Origin of the sequence: Nitratifractor salsuginis DSM 16511 (assembly GCF_000186245.1) — a bacterium.
Taxonomy (GTDB): domain Bacteria; phylum Campylobacterota; class Campylobacteria; order Campylobacterales; family Sulfurovaceae; genus Nitratifractor; species Nitratifractor salsuginis.
The window spans coordinates 1,487,735-1,504,431 of record NC_014935.1 but is presented as its reverse complement, the minus strand read 5'-3'; the positions used below and the strand labels follow the sequence as shown (position 1 = coordinate 1,504,431).

18 protein-coding genes and 1 riboswitch are annotated in these 16,697 nt (G+C 51.9%); of the genes, 12 read left to right on the top strand and 6 right to left on the bottom strand.

What is annotated here, in order from left to right; all coding sequences use genetic code 11:
- Positions 1–321: 321 nt before the first annotated feature.
- From NITSA_RS07590 to NITSA_RS07570, 5 genes are all read right to left on the bottom strand, one after another.
- Positions 322–768 carry a heme-binding domain-containing protein gene (locus NITSA_RS07590; protein ID WP_013554435.1) on the bottom strand — a complete coding sequence of 149 codons (447 nt, stop codon included), beginning with the start codon at positions 766–768 and terminating at the stop codon, positions 322–324.
- Positions 765–971 (bottom strand): YgaP family membrane protein, encoded by a 207-nt coding sequence (locus NITSA_RS07585; RefSeq protein WP_013554434.1) that lies wholly within the window; start codon positions 969–971, stop codon positions 765–767. The genes NITSA_RS07590 and NITSA_RS07585 overlap by 4 nt, the downstream gene beginning before the upstream one ends.
- 71 nt (positions 972–1,042) lie before the next feature.
- Complete coding sequence (locus NITSA_RS07580) at positions 1,043–1,975, bottom strand: methyltransferase domain-containing protein (protein ID WP_052296615.1); 933 nt, start codon at positions 1,973–1,975, stop codon at positions 1,043–1,045.
- Positions 1,976–1,997: 22 nt separating this feature from the next.
- Complete coding sequence (locus NITSA_RS07575; RefSeq protein ID WP_013554432.1) at positions 1,998–2,915, bottom strand: OmpA family protein; 918 nt, start codon at positions 2,913–2,915, stop codon at positions 1,998–2,000.
- Between the two features lie 53 nt (positions 2,916–2,968).
- Positions 2,969–4,186 carry a saccharopine dehydrogenase family protein gene (locus NITSA_RS07570; protein WP_013554431.1) on the bottom strand — a complete coding sequence of 406 codons (1,218 nt, stop codon included), beginning with the start codon at positions 4,184–4,186 and terminating at the stop codon, positions 2,969–2,971.
- A gap of 235 nt (positions 4,187–4,421) precedes the next feature.
- Here NITSA_RS07570 and lepB point away from each other — a divergent pair, with 235 nt between their 5' ends.
- The 3 genes from lepB (at position 4,422) to NITSA_RS07555 (ending at position 6,203) form a co-directional block, all read left to right on the top strand.
- On the top strand, positions 4,422–5,126 hold the full coding sequence (lepB, locus tag NITSA_RS07565; RefSeq protein ID WP_013554430.1) for a signal peptidase I: 705 nt from the start codon (positions 4,422–4,424) through the stop codon (positions 5,124–5,126).
- A gap of 75 nt (positions 5,127–5,201) precedes the next feature.
- Positions 5,202–5,720 carry an outer membrane beta-barrel protein gene (locus NITSA_RS07560; protein WP_013554429.1) on the top strand — a complete coding sequence of 173 codons (519 nt, stop codon included), beginning with the start codon at positions 5,202–5,204 and terminating at the stop codon, positions 5,718–5,720.
- Between the two features lie 15 nt (positions 5,721–5,735).
- Complete coding sequence (locus tag NITSA_RS07555) at positions 5,736–6,203, top strand: DedA family protein (RefSeq protein ID WP_148224961.1); 468 nt, start codon at positions 5,736–5,738, stop codon at positions 6,201–6,203.
- A 22-nt stretch (positions 6,204–6,225) separates the two neighbouring features.
- On the opposite strand, the gene NITSA_RS07550 is transcribed toward NITSA_RS07555, so the two are convergent.
- Positions 6,226–7,413, bottom strand: a complete 1,188-nt coding sequence (locus NITSA_RS07550; protein ID WP_013554427.1) for a pyridoxal phosphate-dependent aminotransferase — start codon at positions 7,411–7,413, stop codon at positions 6,226–6,228.
- A gap of 143 nt (positions 7,414–7,556) precedes the next feature.
- Positions 7,557–7,640: riboswitch (cyclic di-GMP riboswitch) on the top strand.
- A gap of 173 nt (positions 7,641–7,813) precedes the next feature.
- Here NITSA_RS07550 and NITSA_RS07545 point away from each other — a divergent pair.
- From NITSA_RS07545 to NITSA_RS07505, 9 genes are all read left to right on the top strand, one after another.
- Positions 7,814–8,593 carry a type IV pili methyl-accepting chemotaxis transducer N-terminal domain-containing protein gene (locus tag NITSA_RS07545; protein WP_013554426.1) on the top strand — a complete coding sequence of 260 codons (780 nt, stop codon included), beginning with the start codon at positions 7,814–7,816 and terminating at the stop codon, positions 8,591–8,593.
- 21 nt (positions 8,594–8,614) lie between these two features.
- The gene (locus NITSA_RS07540) at positions 8,615–9,433 is read left to right on the top strand and encodes a type IV pili methyl-accepting chemotaxis transducer N-terminal domain-containing protein (RefSeq protein WP_013554425.1); all 819 of its coding nucleotides are present in this window, start codon (positions 8,615–8,617) and stop codon (positions 9,431–9,433) included.
- Positions 9,434–9,448: 15 nt separating this feature from the next.
- Positions 9,449–10,210 (top strand): hypothetical protein, encoded by a 762-nt coding sequence (locus NITSA_RS07535; protein ID WP_013554424.1) that lies wholly within the window; start codon positions 9,449–9,451, stop codon positions 10,208–10,210.
- Between the two features lie 14 nt (positions 10,211–10,224).
- Complete coding sequence (locus NITSA_RS10925) at positions 10,225–13,389, top strand: ATP-binding protein (protein ID WP_013554423.1); 3,165 nt, start codon at positions 10,225–10,227, stop codon at positions 13,387–13,389.
- A gap of 100 nt (positions 13,390–13,489) precedes the next feature.
- Positions 13,490–13,921, top strand: a complete 432-nt coding sequence (trxC, locus tag NITSA_RS07525; RefSeq protein WP_013554422.1) for a thioredoxin TrxC — start codon at positions 13,490–13,492, stop codon at positions 13,919–13,921.
- A gap of 134 nt (positions 13,922–14,055) precedes the next feature.
- Positions 14,056–14,736, top strand: coding sequence for a response regulator transcription factor (locus NITSA_RS07520; protein ID WP_013554421.1), 681 nt, complete (start codon positions 14,056–14,058; stop codon positions 14,734–14,736).
- Positions 14,723–15,892 (top strand): sensor histidine kinase, encoded by a 1,170-nt coding sequence (locus NITSA_RS07515; protein ID WP_013554420.1) that lies wholly within the window; start codon positions 14,723–14,725, stop codon positions 15,890–15,892. The genes NITSA_RS07520 and NITSA_RS07515 overlap by 14 nt, the downstream gene beginning before the upstream one ends.
- Positions 15,885–16,223 (top strand): hypothetical protein, encoded by a 339-nt coding sequence (locus tag NITSA_RS07510; protein WP_013554419.1) that lies wholly within the window; start codon positions 15,885–15,887, stop codon positions 16,221–16,223. The genes NITSA_RS07515 and NITSA_RS07510 overlap by 8 nt, the downstream gene beginning before the upstream one ends.
- 129 nt (positions 16,224–16,352) lie before the next feature.
- Positions 16,353–16,607: a c-type cytochrome gene (locus NITSA_RS07505; RefSeq protein WP_245526292.1), complete on the top strand. Its 255-nt coding sequence runs from the start codon at positions 16,353–16,355 to the stop codon at positions 16,605–16,607.
- The last annotated feature ends 90 nt before the right edge of the window (positions 16,608–16,697 follow it).

Below are 16,697 nucleotides of genomic sequence, written 5' to 3'. Positions count from 1 at the left end.
ATTTCCGTTAAATGGGATAATTTTTGTCAGATTTATTATGAGAGTTGAGAGTTGAGAGTTGAGAGTTGAGAGTTGAGAGTTGAGAGTTGAGAGTTGAGAGTTGAGAGTTGAGAGTTGAGAGTTGAGAGTTGAGAGTTGAGAGTTGAGAGTTGAGAGTTGAGAGTTGAGAGTTGAGAGTTGAGAGTTGAGAGTTGAGAGTTGAGAGTTGAGAGTTGAGAGTTGAGAGTTGAGGCAGCGGATAAAAATTACTAGTTACTAGTTACTAGTTACTAGTAACTCGGTTACTCATTACTCGGTTACTCGGTTGCTCGGTTGTACCCCCTACTCCTCGTCCTCTTTGACGTGGGAGAGGGCCCACTTTTTGATCATTTGCCGCTCCTGGGGAGTGAGTTTGGCTTCATCGTGCATCCACAGATAATCTTCCGGAGGCATTTGCCAGTCGATGGACTTGGCGATGTCTTTATAGAGTTTCTGCTTTTTCTCCTCGGAATATTGGTTCCAGATGGAGAAGTTGAGCCAGGCTCTTCCCTCTTTGACATGGGATTTGACCTCCAGGGAGACGGGGGAGATATGGCTGTACCAGGGCCAATCGGTGTGATTGGAGTGGCAGTCGTAGCAGGAGCGTTTCAACAGAGCCATGATCTCTTTGGGGGCTTTGATTTCGTCGCCGGGTTTGGCTTTGGGCGGTTCGGGAACCTTGATCTGGATGAACTGGATCAGCAGCAATCCGGCGATGAGCCACCCCAGAAAGACCTTGAGGGTCTTCACTGCTCTTTATCCTTGCCGAGGATGGTGCACTGGCCCGTGATGACACAGGCGGGGCAGATCCCTATGATTCCCGCGATGAGGGGGATGACCCCCAGATAGAACCATTTGATTCCCGTGTAGTATCCTGCACCGATGAGTGCCAATCCCAGAACGATTCGGAAAGGACGGCAAAACTTTCGCATCTTTTTTGCATTGATAGCCATGATAACTCCTTCTTAAGATTATGATTAGAAAACTTCTCTGGAAGTTTAGCAAAAGATTGAGTTGGGAACCGTTAAGCTTTTCTACTCAAACCGATTTTTGTCGCTTCCAGGAAGAGATACTCCCGACCGGTGATCACGACGCGGTATTTGTGCTGCTGGAGATACTTTTTGATCCAGAAGAGATCCTTGATGACCAGGGAGAGTTCGCTGAAGGGGTAGTTTTTGGGCCGGGCGCCGTAGAGCAACTCCCCGTCGATCCAGCGGGCATTGGGCCAGCCAAGAAGCAGGGCTCCCTTTTGAGTCAGATGCTTTTGCACCAGCTCCATCATCAACGGTTTCATGTCGATGCCGGGGCTCTGGAGGGTGCCGATGGAGAGGATGAGCTCATAGCGCCCCAGATCGAGCTCTTCGAGGCGATTGAGGTCCAGACAGTGGGTAGTGAGGGCCGGGCCGAAACGCTTTTGGGCCAGCGCGAGTGCGTCGGCATCGAGATCGATGCCTGTGACTTTCGCTTCGGGATTGAACCGGAGGATCGGTTCGAGTTCGTCTCCCCGGTTGACGCCCAGGGCGAGGATCCGGGGGCGGTGAAAAATTTCCAGACGCTTCAAGGCCTGGAAGTAGGGGAGATAGTAGGCGGACTCTTCGTTTTTGTGAATGCGGGCGAAGGGAGAACGGGATGAGTATTTGTCACTCTCGTTGTCGGTGTGAAAACTCCGCTCCCTGGTGACGGATTCGAAGGTCAAGCGTAAGCGGGTTTTGTCGTAGCGTTCGGGGGTGAGGAGTCTGTATCCCAAATGGGAAGCGAGGTCGACCCAGGCTTTCCAGGAGCGGCAAATAAGCTTTTGCCCGTTACGGTCGATTCTCTCTCCAGCGTAGTATCCCCGGCAGAGATCCGGATCGGCGATGAGAAAGTTTATCGGAGTTTCGTTTTTGGAATCGTTGTCGAAATAATCGAGAATCTGATGAAGCGGTGCAGCGGAGAAATCGGGAAGATCGTTCATCATCTCTCGCTGTAGCTTTTGAGGATTAAAACTTGGCGATCATAAAGCCGACACTTGCTTTCCAACCCTTTAGGTCATTATCACCGGTCGTTCCCTGAAGATTGAAGGAGAGTTCCGTATCTTTGAAGGCGTCGTCGAAGAGGTGGATCATCGGTCCCACCTTCCAGAGCAAGCCGGCGCCGGCATGGTAGGCGTGGTCAAATCCGGTGACGTCGGAAAGATCGTTGTCGAGAAAGCTTGCCGAGACATAAAAACGGGCCCGCACCGGCAGATCCATCCAGGTGGTGAGGGTGGGGGTATAGGTTCCGACGGCCAGATCGCCGTTCCAGCCGCTGGTGGAAGAGAGGTCGAAGTCATAGTCGATATTCAGATAGTGAAGGGTGAGTTCGGCATAGGGTTTGAAACCGTTGATCTCCATATGGTAGTTGGCGCTGCCGTAGAGATCGTAGAGCGATGTGTCGCTGTCTTTGCCGAAATAGGCTCTCAAGTCGGCATTGTTGCCGTTGTAGTCTCCGTCGCTATGCATCCAGAGGCCGGTCGCACCCAGTGCCAGGCTTAAGTTGGCTGTGGGGTTGTAGTTGATGCCGCCGCCCAGTTTGAGGTAGGTGGAGTCGAGTTCGACATCACCCAGATCCCCGCTGCCCAGATTGACGTGATCCTGCTCGATGTCCGTGAAACCGAATCCTCCGGTGACAAAGGGGCGCCAGGTATCGCCCAGTTGGCCGAAATAGTAACTGCCGACGAAATTGGCATTGCTCAGGTCGGGCTTGTCCCCCGTGCCGTCGCTGCCCAGGTCATACCAGCCGGTCTGGAGATAGAGGTTATTGGACGTAAAGATGCCGGACCCGACCAGGTGGCGGTAGTGATCGGCGGTAGATCCTGCACTCAAAGATGTGGCGGATGCCAGGGCAAGGAAGAGGCCGATTTTCCCGAGCTTTTTCATTGATTCCCTTTCAAGGAGGTCTTTGACTCATTTGATTATAACCTAATCCCTCTTCAGTCGATTTTCAAAGCTTCGGGACTCTCCAGATCTATCACGTTCCAGGGAAGCCCCTGCCTGTTGAGTTCCTCCATAAAGGGGTCGGGATCGAACTCTTCCATATTGTGGACCCCCTCTTCATACCAGACCTTCTGAAGCATCAGTTTCGCTCCGATCATCGCCGGCACGCCCGTGGTGTAGCTGACCCCCTGGCTGAGCACTTCTGCGTAGCAATCCTGGTGGTCTTTGACCTGGTAAATGTAGATGGTCTTCTCTTTGCTGTCCTTGATGCCGTGGACGACGACGCCGATATTGGTCTTGCCTTTGGTGCGGGGCCCGAGGCTGGCGGGATCGGGGAGCAGGGCTTTGAGCACATGCAGGGGGATCACTTCGCAACCGTCCACCTCGATGGGGTCGATGCGGGTGAGGCCCACATTGTCCAGCACCTTCAGGTGGGTCAGGTAGCTTTCACCGAAGGTCATCCAGAAGCGGATCCGCTCCAGGCCGGGGATGTTTTTGACCAGGGACTCCTCCTCTTCGTGGTAGAGGAGGTAGCTGTCTTTGGGGCCGACTTCGGGGTAATCCCAGACCATTTTGATCTCCATCGGTTCGGTCTCTTTCCACTCGCCCTTTTCCCAGTAGCGGCCCTTGGAGTTGACTTCGCGGATGTTGATCTCGGGGTTGAAGTTGGTGGCGAAGGGGTAGCCGTGGTCTCCGGCGTTGCAGTCGAGGATGTCGATAGTTTTGATCTGGTCGAAGTAGTGTTTGAGGGCGTAGGCGACGAAAACGTTGGTGACTCCGGGGTCGAAACCGCTGCCCAGAAGCCCCATGATCCCTGCTTTGCGGAAGGCGTCATCCCGGGCCCACTGCTCCTTGTATTCGAATTTGGCGGTATCGGGGTGTTCATAATTGGCGGTGTCGAGGTAGTCGGTGCCGGTGGCGACGCAGGCGTCCATAATGGTGAGGTCCTGGTAGGGCAGGGCGACATTGATGACGATCTCGGCATCGGTTTTGCGGATGAGGTCGATCACCTCCTCTTTATGGTCGGCATTGACCTGGTCGGTTTTGATGGTGACGCCGGTCCTGGCTTTGACGTTTTCGGCGATGGCGTCACACTTGGATTTGGTCCGGCTGGCGAGGGTGATTTCACCGAAGGTATCGGCATTCATGGCACACTTGAACGCGACGACGTTTCCGACGCCCCCGGCGCCGATGATGAGAGTTTTGTGAGACATCGTTTCCCCTTTTGATGAAAATTATGTGATTATATCAGAGCTTTATTCGTATTAAACCGGCAAGCATTATTCTCATTCCAAGCGGCGCTTTCACTCGATAGCTCTGGCAGTCGCAGACACCTACGGTGCCCCTGCGGGGTTGGGTGCTCCTTTGTCGCCATCGAGTGAAAGTTCCATCACAAATTGTTGGATTACTGAATGCTGGAGTAAGAAAAATGAGTTCTAAGGAAATGGAATGTATTGGCGTCGAAGTCTCAAACTCGTTATGGTCTTGATGATCCTTTTTCTCTTCTTGGGTTCTTTTGTCCGCCTCTACCGGGTCAGCGATATCAGTATGAACGATACGCTGATGGATGGGGATCTGGTCTGGGTGGAGAATCTGACGGCGGGTTTTCATATCCCCTCCTGGGGTTTTTATATCGATCAGCACCTCTGGGATCGGGAGGAGGGGATTCACCGGGGGGATCTGCTGGCCTTCCGGCATCCCCTCGACCGTCGGCTCTACCTCAAGCGCTGTGTTGCTCTGCCGGGAGATAGAGTGATGGAGAAAAACAAGAATTTCTATCTGCAAATCGGAGCCGATCCTGCCAAAACCCGGGCTTTCGCTGCCCGCTACCGTCTGCCTTTGGTCCGCAGTGAAGGATCGCTGTGGCTGCTTAACCCCTATCAGCACTTTTTCAATGTCCGTCACGACCCCACGGTGGTGGGGCCAAAGGAGTTGATTGACTATCCGCCGACGATTATTCCGCCCCACCGCTATTTCTTTATGGGGGATTACCGAGACAATTCTACCGACAGCCGCTTCTTCGGGCCGGTGCCCTATGACTATATCTATTACCGGGTCTTTTGGATTTGGCAACGCCCTCGGAGCCTCGAAGAGATGGCTTCCATCCGCCATTTCGACCCGAAACACCCCAATGTGATCCGCCAAAAATATTAATTACTATTAATGCTTTTTCTGTTATACTCGCTTCTGACGATTCAACGGTTGTAAACCGTAATAGAAGGATAAAAAATGAAAAAGATCCTGCTCGCACTTTGTGCCGTCTGGAGCCTGCAGGCGGCGGATCACGATCTCTATACCCATTCGGTGGAGGCCGTCGGCAACTACTCCTTCAACGATGACGATATGTATCTGAAGGATGGCTGGGGCTGGGGACTTCGCTACAACTATAATTTTTCCACAATCAATTTCTGGGAAGTGGGTGCAATCCAGGCCTCCTTTGATTATCAATTCAACCAGGATTATGTAGGCGGTGGAGACAGTGCCGTCTATCGCTGGGGGGTCAATGCCCTCTGGTATGCCGACAACGCCAGTGAAATGACCCCCTACGCTCTGCTGGGTGTGGGAGCGCAATTCTTCACCCACAACCTTCACGGAACGGATGACGGCCTGTTCGCCGCGATCGGCGGAGGGGTCGAGTACCAGTTACGCGGGGATTTCGCACTCTTTGGCGAAGGGAAATACCTTTACAGCGGCGACGAGAGCAGCCTCGTGACCTCCATCGGTATCAAATACAGCTTCGGTCAATAGACCCCGGCCGTCGTTTTGGAAGATATTCTTCATAATTTAGCCATTTACGGCTATATCATTCTTGCGTTTTACTCTTTCGGCGGAGGGATGGTGGCTCTGGCCGGGGCGGGAATCCTCTCAGCTCTGGGAAAGATGGATATCACCCTTTCGATCGCCGTGGCGACCGTCGCCAACTTCCTCGGGGATACCTTTCTCTTCTATCTCGCTCAGACCAACAAAAAAGAGGTGCTCAAATATCTGAGAAAGCACCGGCGGAAGATCGCCTATACCAATCTTTTGATGCGCAAATACGGCTGGATGGCCGTTTTCCTGCAAAAATACATCTACGGGGTCAAAACCCTGGTGCCCATCGTTATGGGGCTGAGTCGATACGATTTCAAAAAGTTCGTTGTTTTGAATTTCTTCGCTTCGATCGTCTGGGGATTGGTCGTGGGCTTGGGGAGTTATTACTTCTCCGCGGCGGTGCGGAGCTGGTTTTCCTGAAAAGGAACCGGTTTAAAAAGACTCAGCTTCTCAACTCTTTGACGAATTTCTCGATCCGTCTTACCCCTTCGCGAATGGTTACGATATCGGCGGCATAGGAGAAGCGGAAATAACCTTCGCTGCCGAAACCGATACCGGGAACGACCGCCACACCGTACTTTTTCAGAAGCTCCTGGCTGAAGGTCATCGAGTCGATGCCCAGATCTTTGATATTCACGAAGAGGTAGAAGGCCCCCTTGGGGCGCAGAACGCTGATGCCGTCGATGGCGTTGAAGAGTTCCACCGCTTCGTGCATACGCGCTTCGAATGCCTGGCGCATTGTTTCGATCTCGTCATCCACCTCTCCCAGCAGAGGAGGGATGGAGGCGTATTGGGTGATGGTGTTGATGTTGGAGGTGCTTTGCGATTGCAGCGAAATCATCTTTTTGACCAGCTCGGTATCGGGCGTGGCCAGATAGCCCATCCGCCAGCCGGTCATCGCGACCGATTTGCTCAGGCCGTTGACGGTGACGGTCCGTCGGTAGAGGTCTTCGCTGATGGAGGCTGTGGCGACGAACTCCGTCCCGTCGAAGACCAGTTTCTCGTACATTTCGTCGCTGACGACGGTAACAGGGGTTCCCTCGAGGACTTTTCCCAGTGCTTCGAGCTCTTTCCCGTCATAAACGGAGCCGGTGGGATTGGAGGGGGAGGTGAGGATCAGCATCTTGGTGCGGGGGGTTATGGCCGCTTCGAGTTGATCCGGGGTGATTTTGAAGCCGCTGCGGTCGTCGGTGTCGATGATGACGGGTTTGCCGCCGGCATAGCTGACCAGTTCGGGATAGGTGACCCAGTAGGGGGCGGGGATGATCACCTCGTCTCCTTCGTCGATCAGGGCTTGAGTCAGATTGAAGAGGGACTGCTTGGCCCCGTTGCTGACCAGGAGGTGCTCTCTGGCATACTCAAGCCTGTTCTCACGGCGGAATTTTTCACTGATGGCATCCAGGAGCTCGGGGATCCCGGCCACGGAAGTGTATTTGGTATGGCCCTGGCGGATGGCGTCGATCGCCGCCTCCTTGATGCGTTCGGGGGTGTCGAAATCGGGTTCTCCGGCGGAGAAACTGAGGATGTCTTTGCCCTGGGCCTTGAGTTCGCGGGCCAGGGTGGAGACGGCAATGGTCATTGACGGGGAAAGCGATTCAATCCTACGGGAAAAACGTGATGATGCGGACATAGATACCTTTCGACCTGATGGTTTGATACAATTATACCTAGCTCCCCCTTTTACGGATATTGAATTTGGCCGTTCTGGATGAGTTGTGGTGTACCCCCATCACTCAATTAGATTTAAAATAAAATATGTAGAATAGGCTGTTTCGATGTTAAGGCCAAACCCGCCGTGAGACGGGGACGGAAAGCCATGGGTCTAAGGAGAGTGTCTTAGATCGCCAGGTTGCCAGAAAGAATTTTCCACTTTTGCCCTCTGCCTTATATATCTAAGGTAAGAGAAATTGTGGGATATCCTCTGTATCGTTCTCTGTTCCTGTCCCCATTTTACTGCGAGTTTTAAACCTGATTCATGATACAATCTATTAAGTCAGTCTTATACTGATTGATTAATAAGGAGAAGAAATATGAAGCGGATGAGAAAACTCCTTTTCCTCGTGGTGAGCCTTGGTTTATTTACGAGTATGGGATGTGCCATCGAGATCAAAAGTCTCGCCCAGGCAGTCAATGAAGCGGGCCGGCAGCGGATGCTCACTCAGCGGATGCTCAAAGATTACACTATGATCGGTATCGGAGATACCTTTGGCAACCCCAAAGAGGATTTGAAAAAGGTAATGGAGACTTTTGAGGATCATCTTCAGGGATTGACCGCTTTTGCCAAGGACGAAGAGACCAAAAAGAGCCTTGAAGAGCAACGAAAGCTTTGGGAACCGATCAAAAAAATGCTCGCCGAGCCTCCCACCAAAGAGAAGGCGACGGAGTTGCAGGAGAAATTGGACCAGTTGCTCAAAGCAGCTGACCATACTACTAAGCTCTTCGCGAAACAGACGGGCAAAGAGTCCGGAGAGATTATCAATATCTCCGGCCGTCAGCGGATGCTCTCTCAGCGGATGGCGGCACTCTATATGCTCAAAGTCTGGGGCATTAATGATCCGAAATTCAAAGAGAAGATGGATGCGGCGATGAAACTTTTCGGGGATTCCCTGGAGCGTCTTAGAAAATCGGATCTTAACACTGACCAGATCAATCAATTGTTGGATCGTGTCAAGAAAAATTTTATGTTTTTCCAGGTTATGAACAAGTCACAGAACCGTTTCATTCCCTCGTTGATTTACAAGAAGTCCAACGATATCTTGAAGGATATGAACACAGTGACCGGCCTCTATGCGGCTCAAAAAGTGAAATAAGCAACTCAAAAGGAGAGTGGAATGAAAAAGTTGTTCAGGTATGCGGTTTTGGCGCTAGGAGTCATGATTTTTGCCGGTAATGGTTTAAACGCCGTGGAAGGTGGGGAGCAGAAAGTCAATGCTCTGGTCAAAAAGGATGCCATTGAGTTGATTAATGTCGCTGGTAAGCAGCGGATGCTCTCTCAGCGCATCGCCAAGGATTACCTCTATCGGGGAATGAAGATCGCTGTCTCCAAAGCAGACAAGCAACTCAAAGAATCCCTCAAAGAGTTCAAAGCCAACCAGGCAAAATTAAATGAAATGATCAACGATCCCGAGATCAAGAACCTACTTGCCTTTGTCAATATGAGTTTGGACGAATTGGAGGGGATCGTCAAGAAGCCGTTTAACCTTGACAATGCCCAATTGGTCCTGGACCTCAGTGAATCGATGTTGGAGGGGAGTCAATATGTGGTCGATTCCATCAAGAAACTGGCGAACATCAAAGAGTCCAAGGTCATAGCGAGATCCGGTAAAGAACGTATGCTGGCCCAACGGATCGCCAAATACTATATCGCTTATCAGGCAGGGATCAAAGACAAAAATACCGTGGACCAGATGAATGCGGCCGTTAAAGAGTTTGACAAAAATCTCAAATTCCTGATGAACAACAAAGACAATACCGCCAGCATCAATCAAAAACTGGCACAGGTCGACAAACTGTGGAAGATCGTTTACAAGTTCTATCTGAATATCGAGAAGGGAGGCTTGCCCTTCATCGTCTTTACCACGACGGATGAGATCACGAAAAAGATGGACGATGTGACACGGCTCTATGTGAAACTCTATGAGAACAAATAAGCGAGGGAAAGCCTGATGAAAAAACTCCTGTTGATCTGCGCACTGTTATTGGGACTGCTGCCCAATCTGCTCTCGGCTTCCACCCGAGCAGAGGTCAATGTCCTGGAGGCGACGGAGAATATCCGATACCTGAGCCAACACCTCACACGGAACTATCTCTATCTCTATGCCAACCCCAAAAAGGTTGAAATCGAAGAGATTCTGCGCAAGGATCTCGATAAATTGGTGGAGAACATTCGGACCATCTCTTTGACGACCAATGATGAAGATACGAAAAACATTTTGGAATTCCTCACTTACAGCAAGGACCAGATCGAAGAGCTCTTGCAGAAAAAGCCCAACAAAAAAGACGCTTCGCTGATGTTGGATTACAGTGAGACTCTGTTGGAAGGGGCCAACTCCATCGCCAAAGCCCATGCCTATAAATTCAGCGAGAGTGAAAAGATGCTGATGATCAGTAAAAATATGGAATTCCTGGCGGAGCGGAGTGCCAAATATTATCTGGCTCTGGGGATCGGCCTGGGGACGGAGATCAATCGTCGGCAGATGCAAGAGGCGCTCGGCGCCCTGGAAAAGGATCTCAAAATTATCGATCAGTACTCTTATCCTCTTGAGTTACTCAAACAGCGCGAAGCGCTCGGTCGTTTTTGGGAAGTCAGTAAATCTTTATACAAGCGTCTTGACCAATTGTTTGTCTCCAACCTTTTGGTGCTTTCTACCGATCAGTTGGAGACATTGAGTAATCACTTTGTACTCTATCATCGTAAAAATCAGTAAAGGCGGACGGATCAATGAATAAACGATTTCAAAAGAGTATTTTTTCCATCATCCTTTTTCTGCTTGTCCTTTTGATCGGAGGATTGGGTTGGTATGCCTATCAGAGCTATCTCAAATATCATAAAGATCAAACTGTTGCCAAGCAGGTCCACTCGATCGAAAATGGAGATACGTTCATTCAGGCATTGAGCCGTGAGCGTATGCTGAGCAGTGTCTATCTGGCCCGGAAGGACAAGACCACACTCTCAGAGCTCAAAAAGGTACGGGTCAAAGTCGATCAGCTCCTGGAGACGTTGAAAGCGGATGCCAAACAGTTCGGAAACTCCGATCGATATATTCGGACGCTCGGTACCATCGCTTCGGAGATACGGTCAGTACGGTCAAGAGTGGATGCTCTCTCCCAGGAATATGGGGACATCCTGGCCAATGAGTTCGAACAGAGGATTTTCAGACCGGTTGTGTCGGCTTATCAAAAAGTCGCCGCAAGTTTCGTGGAACCCTCTTTGAAATCCTCCTTTGTCCTGGGGGCGCAGTTGAGCTCCGTCTATGCCACAGAGGATCTGGAACGGGATTATCTGCTCTACAAGATCATCACGGGACGCAAGATGAGCAGAGAGGATCTGAAGACCTGGGATCGTCTGATCTCCATCGATGCCCTTCCTCTTTTGGCAGAGATCAAGGATGCCGAGCTTCGTAACAAACTTCTGAATACTCTGCAGCCGCTCCTGTTTGCCGAAGAGATCAATCCTAAACGCGAGAAGCTTCTTTACGGGATCAATGACGGAAAATACCCCCTCGATGCCAAAAACTGGACGGCGGCAACCGACAAGCGGCTCAACAAATTGGCCCTGGCCAGCAGCAACATTTACAAATTGGCTACTGAGCGGATCAATACCCGGCTGGAGACCGAAAAGAGCCGGATGATCCAATATGCGATTGCGGCTGTCTTCTTCCTTATTCTGCTGATGATCCTCGCGGTGATTTTCTATAATGTCACCAAAGAGTCCCGCCTACTCGACGAAACACTCAAAAACATTCAGTTCGAGCTTGATCCGCAGAAAAAGAGAGAGCTGCAGCGCATCGTCGCAAGTCGGGATCTTGCTGCGATCTACAAATTTTTGGGAGAGACCATCGTCGAGGCGAACAAAGCCAAAGACCTCTTCCTGGCCAATATGTCTCACGAGATCCGCACCCCGCTCAACGGTATCGTCGGCTTTACTCAGCTGCTGAAGAATACGCCGTTGAGCCCTGATCAGCAGGAGTTCATCTCGGTGATCGAAAACAGTTCGGACAACCTGTTGAGTATCGTGAACGATATTCTGGACCTCTCCAAGATCAATGCCGACAAGATCGAGTTGGAGCAGATCGCGTTCAATGCCATCGAGAAATTCGAGGATGCTGTCGAATCCTACGGGGCCAAGGCTGCCGAAAAGAATATCGACTTTGGATTGTTTGTCGATCCCAGCATCCCCAAGACCCTGGTCGGAGATCCGACCAAAATTTCCCAGGTCATCGTCAACCTGGTGAGCAACGCGATCAAATTCACCAATTCCAATGGAGATGTCGAAGTTCTCATCGAAAAGACCAACGAAACCGACAAAGACGCGACGATCTATTTCGCGGTGCGCGATACGGGAATCGGGATTACCGAAGAGCAGAAGGCGAAGATCTTTGGCGCCTTTTCCCAGGCAGACGCAGGGACCAGCCGGAAATACGGCGGAACCGGTCTGGGGCTTGCCATCTCCAGCAAACTGGTCGAAAAGATGGGAGGCAAGCTCGATATCGAGAGTGAACCGGGCAAGGGATCGACCTTCTTCTTTACGCTGACACTCCCCAAAGGACCGGATCAGGCGAAAGAGATTCCTGATTTCCACGGTGTCAGTGCAGCAGCCGTTCTCCCTGAAACAGTCAAGGAACGGGTTACAATGCGCAATCTCCAGCGCTATGCGGAATTCCTGGGTATCGATTTCAGGATGCTCTCCTATTCAGAGCTCTTCGCCCTGCCGGCAGAAGAGTTGCCCGACGCTCTCTTTATTGAGCATCAGTACGCCCGTCGTGGTGAAGAATTGAATAAATTTCTGGATCTGGATACCCGTGTGGTCCTGATTACGACTGGTATTCTTAAAAAAGCGGCGGAATCCGTCCGTGATCGGGTTAGCAAAATCATTTACAAGCCTCTGAACTATCATAAGACGGTTCGTGCTATCGAGAGTGCCTTGGAGTGGAAAAAACAGCCCAGGCCCCAGGCAGCCGCACCTCAGAAGGAGGAGGAAGAGGGCTTCAAAGATCTCAAGATCCTGGTCGCCGAGGACAATCCGATCAACCAGAAATTGATCCGGACGACTCTGGAGCAATTCGGTGCCGATGTCACCCTGGCTTCTAACGGAAAAGAGGCGTTTGAACTACGGAAGCAGAATGACTACGATCTGATCTTTATGGATATCCAGATGCCGGTAATGAACGGGATCGAAGCGACGCGGGAGATCCTGCACTATGAGCAGGTGAATCATCTGCCTCATATCCCCATTGTCGCGCTGACTGCCAACGCGCTGACGGGAGATCGGGAACGATATCTCGAAGCTGGACTGGACAATTATATCCCCAAGCCGATCAACATTCCCGAACTGAAACAGATCATCAGCCTCTATTATCAGGAAAAGCCCAAGCACCCGTCTGCGCCCGAGAAATCCGAAAAGGGTAAGGGTATTGAGCGCGAGGCCGCCCACCAGACCAAGCGTACCGAGCAGAGAGAAGAAGCGGCTACGACGCAGGAAAAGGTGGCGGAGAGTGAAACGGCTGTCATAGAGGAGACTCCTAGCCAAGAGCCTCGGGAAAAAGGGAAAGAGGTAGACGTCTTGCTCTATGTCCGTTCTCCGATCCTCGAAAAGATCTATGAGCGGATCTTGCAGAAGCAGGGGTTCAGCGTCGAAGGGGTGAGCGATGAAAACGATCTTATCGAGGCGATGGATCGAAAGCGATACCGTTACATTCTCATCGACAGTGCCAACCTCGATCCGGACGATTCCGAATGTCTGCTGATCGAAACCCTGGTAGAGGCCGGGGTCGAACCCTATATCCTGGTGAACGACGGAGAGAAATTGCCCTATAACTGTGCGGAGACGATCCACGTTCCCCGCTTTGCCGAGGAAATCAGGGAACAATTGCAGAAGGCAAGCTAAACTTTTCTCCAATGCAACCTAGGTAGATTTCTCCGGGCTGTCGGATCGTTATAATTTGAAAAAAAACGGATTCGTCCGGATCCGACCTCAAGGAGAAATGATGTCTACCATTCAAGTCGTATGCCCCCATTGCCTTAAAGTCAACAGACTTCCAAAAAAAGATCATTACAACAAAGCCAACTGCGGTTACTGCAAACAGTCGCTTTTGGACAACAAGCCGATCGAAGCCGATGCGCAGACTTTTCAATATATTCTGGAGAAAAGTGATCTGCCGGTCGTCGTCGATTTCTGGGCGCCTTGGTGCGGTCCCTGCCGTATGATGGCCCCGGCCTTTGCCGAGGCGGCGGCCAAGATGCCGCTGCAGGCCCAGTTCGTCAAAGTCAATACCGAGGAGAATCCCCAGGTGAGCGCCCAGTTCGGTATCCGGGGAATCCCCACGATGATCCTTTTCAAAAACGGCCGGGAAGTGGACCGCATTAGCGGTGCGCTTGGAGCCGATCAGATCATCCAGTGGATCCGCAGCCGTGCTTAGCGCTTAGCGCTGAGAGCTGAGCGTTGAGCATTGAGATTTCTTCTCAAGAGGCACAAAGATTTGGCGGAATTTGAGGCTTTTTCTCCCTGAGAGAATATGCTACAATCTCTCAAACCTCCCCCTAAAGGGCGCCAATGGCATCAAAAAAACTTCTGGTATTGGAAGATGACGCCAATTTGAGTGCAACGCTTTGTGATTATCTGGAGAGTGCCGGATACGAGGTTGTCCCGGCCTATGACGGCGAAGAGGCCCAGGACCGCCTCTATGAACAATCCTTCGACCTGCTGCTGCTGGATGTCAACACGCCGGGGGTCAACGGATTCGATTTTCTCAAAGAGGCCAGAGAGCAGGGGACGGAGACACCGGCGATCTTCATCACGGCACGCCGGAGTGTGGAGGACCTGGAAGAGGGCTTCCGCAGCGGTGCCGACGACTATCTGCGCAAACCTTTTGAACTCAAAGAGCTCAAAATTCGGATCGAGACCCTTCTGCAGCGCCGCGTAAAACACCCCGCCTCTTCAAGGATCTCTCTGGGGAACGGCTGGGAATACGATCCCGCTTCGGGACGGCTTTTCGGCTCCGGGGGTGAAGAGGAGCTGCTGGGGCGCAAAGAGGCCCGCCTATTGGAGCTTTTCGTCACCCATCCCGGGGAAGTGCTCTCCCATGAACGGATTTATGAGCGGCTTTGGGATTATGGGGAGAACCCCAGCGACAGCGCTCTGAGAACCTACATCAAAAACCTGCGTAAACGCATCGGCAAAGAACGGATCGTCAGCCTCAAAAAACAGGGGTATCTCTATCGTGCTGCGGAGTGAACGCAAGAGCCTTCGGCGTTTTCTTTTTCTCTACAGCCTCCTGATGTTCGGACTTTTTGTACTGGGAAGCACCCTCTATTACCGCAATCAAGAGCAGCTGATGCTTCTGCGGACCAAAAGCCGGATGATGGAGTACGCCACGGAGCAGATCCACCGGCTCAGACGCCTCCATGAACATTTTCCGAAAGAAAACCGCTATCCAAGGGACGAGCGTTTCCGAAGCGCCATCTACGACCTGGAGCATGTCAGGATCTTCTCCACGCTGCGCAACCCTCACGTCGATTTCCTGGGAGATATCTACACCGTCGGGGATGTGATCCACTATGTCAAAGTCCTCGACCTCTACTATCTGGGGGCTAAATACCTCTTCATCGAAGTGCCCAGGGATCACTCGTGGATGAACGGGGTTTGGCGACGCATTCTTCTCACCGGTGCCGTTTTGGGATTGGTCTTGGCGCTGCTGGGGTATTATCTGGCCCGTCTTTTTGTGCGGCCTATGCGCCAGTCGATCCGGCTTTTGGACGATTTTATCCACGATACCACCCACGAGCTCAATACCCCCCTCTCTTCGATCCTGGCCAATATCGAGATGATCGATGCCGCCTCGATGCCCCCGGAGGATCGGCGACGCCTGGAGCGTATCGGGGTGGCGGCGCGCACCGTCTCGACCCTCTATGAGGATCTGAAATTCGTGACCCTGGAGCGCCATCGCCCCACCCGGGATGAAAATCTCGATCTGGATCGGCTGCTTGGAGAGCGCCTGGACTATTTCGATCTGCTGCTGCGTTCGAAAAACCTGAAGCTCGAAAGCCATATCCAACCCGTCACGATCCGGGCCGATCGACGACTGCTGGCACGGGTCCTCGACAATCTCCTCTCCAATGCCGTGAAATACAACCGCCGGGGAGGCACGCTCCAAGTCTCTCTCACGCCCGGAGAGTTGAGGGTCGCCGATACGGGCGGGGGGATGGAGCCGGAGGAGGTCGAGCAGATCTTCGAGCGCTACCGGCGTTTCAACGACACTGAGGGGGGCTTCGGCCTGGGGCTCGATATCGTCAAAGGGATCGTCGATCATTACGGCTGGAAGATCGAAGTACATTCACAAAAGGGTAAGGGGACGGAAGTGATCTTGCGATGGGAGGCCAATCGTGAATAGATGGCGGTTCACTCTGGTGCTAGTGCTTGGACTCAGCGGGATGCTCTCGGCGGGAAGCTTCGATCGCAACTGTGTCCCCTGCCACCGTAAAGAAGGGGTCTCCCTGCGCAAGACCTTTATGAATGCCCTCCTGATCTACAGCGGGGAGCACAATATGAAGGCGGGACTCAAATATTTCCTCCGCCACCCTTCCAAAGAGACGTCGGTCATGGGAGAAGAGTATTTCAAAAACCATCGGCTGATGCCCCCAAGCACCCTGTCCGATCGTGAGCTCGAAGAGGCTCTGGATGAGTACTGGGAGCGCTACAAAGTGATCGGTCGGCTCCGTTAAACGGTGAAGCATTACCTCCATTACACAATAACTTCACAATTTTTCTGCTACAATTACCGTTGTAATTAAACACAAGGAGTCAACATGAAGAAAATTGCATTGTCCATGATCGTTGCCGGTGCTGCACTGATGGCAGCCGATGGTGCCGCTCTGTTCGCCAAGTGTGCCGGATGCCACGGCCAGGACGGTAAAACCAAAGCTCTGGGTAAATCCGCTCCCATCGCCGGCAAAGCTGCTGACGAGATCGTCAAAGATCTGCAGGGCTACAAAGCAGGTTCTCTCAACAAGTACGGCATGGGCGGCGTAATGCACGGCCAGGCCGCTGCACTGAGCGACGACGACATGAAAGCCCTGGCTGACTACATCAGCAAACTCGGCAAGTAATGACCCTTTCACCGCTTCGGCGGTGATTCTCTTCTCTTTTTATCTCTCCATATTTTTCCTATTTATCCGTTTTGATTTCCGTGATACAAT

Bases quoted from the DNA above. Each gene is read 5' to 3' on its own strand.
- NITSA_RS07585 (WP_013554434.1), bottom strand. From the start codon at position 971: ATGGCTATCAATGCAAAAAAGATGCGAAAGTTTTGCCGTCCTTTCCGA.
- NITSA_RS07580 (WP_052296615.1), bottom strand. From the start codon at position 1,975: ATGATGAACGATCTTCCCGATTTCTCCGCTGCACCGCTTCATCAGATT.
- NITSA_RS07575 (WP_013554432.1), bottom strand. From the start codon at position 2,915: ATGAAAAAGCTCGGGAAAATCGGCCTCTTCCTTGCCCTGGCATCCGCC.
- NITSA_RS07570 (WP_013554431.1), bottom strand. From the start codon at position 4,186: ATGTCTCACAAAACTCTCATCATCGGCGCCGGGGGCGTCGGAAACGTC.
- lepB (WP_013554430.1), top strand. From the start codon at position 4,422: ATGTATTGGCGTCGAAGTCTCAAACTCGTTATGGTCTTGATGATCCTT.
- NITSA_RS07560 (WP_013554429.1), top strand. From the start codon at position 5,202: ATGAAAAAGATCCTGCTCGCACTTTGTGCCGTCTGGAGCCTGCAGGCG.
- NITSA_RS07550 (WP_013554427.1), bottom strand. From the start codon at position 7,413: ATGTCCGCATCATCACGTTTTTCCCGTAGGATTGAATCGCTTTCCCCG.
- NITSA_RS07545 (WP_013554426.1), top strand. From the start codon at position 7,814: ATGAAGCGGATGAGAAAACTCCTTTTCCTCGTGGTGAGCCTTGGTTTA.
- NITSA_RS07540 (WP_013554425.1), top strand. From the start codon at position 8,615: ATGAAAAAGTTGTTCAGGTATGCGGTTTTGGCGCTAGGAGTCATGATT.
- NITSA_RS07535 (WP_013554424.1), top strand. From the start codon at position 9,449: ATGAAAAAACTCCTGTTGATCTGCGCACTGTTATTGGGACTGCTGCCC.
- NITSA_RS10925 (WP_013554423.1), top strand. From the start codon at position 10,225: ATGAATAAACGATTTCAAAAGAGTATTTTTTCCATCATCCTTTTTCTG.
- trxC (WP_013554422.1), top strand. From the start codon at position 13,490: ATGTCTACCATTCAAGTCGTATGCCCCCATTGCCTTAAAGTCAACAGA.
- NITSA_RS07520 (WP_013554421.1), top strand. From the start codon at position 14,056: ATGGCATCAAAAAAACTTCTGGTATTGGAAGATGACGCCAATTTGAGT.
- NITSA_RS07505 (WP_245526292.1), top strand. From the start codon at position 16,353: ATGGCAGCCGATGGTGCCGCTCTGTTCGCCAAGTGTGCCGGATGCCAC.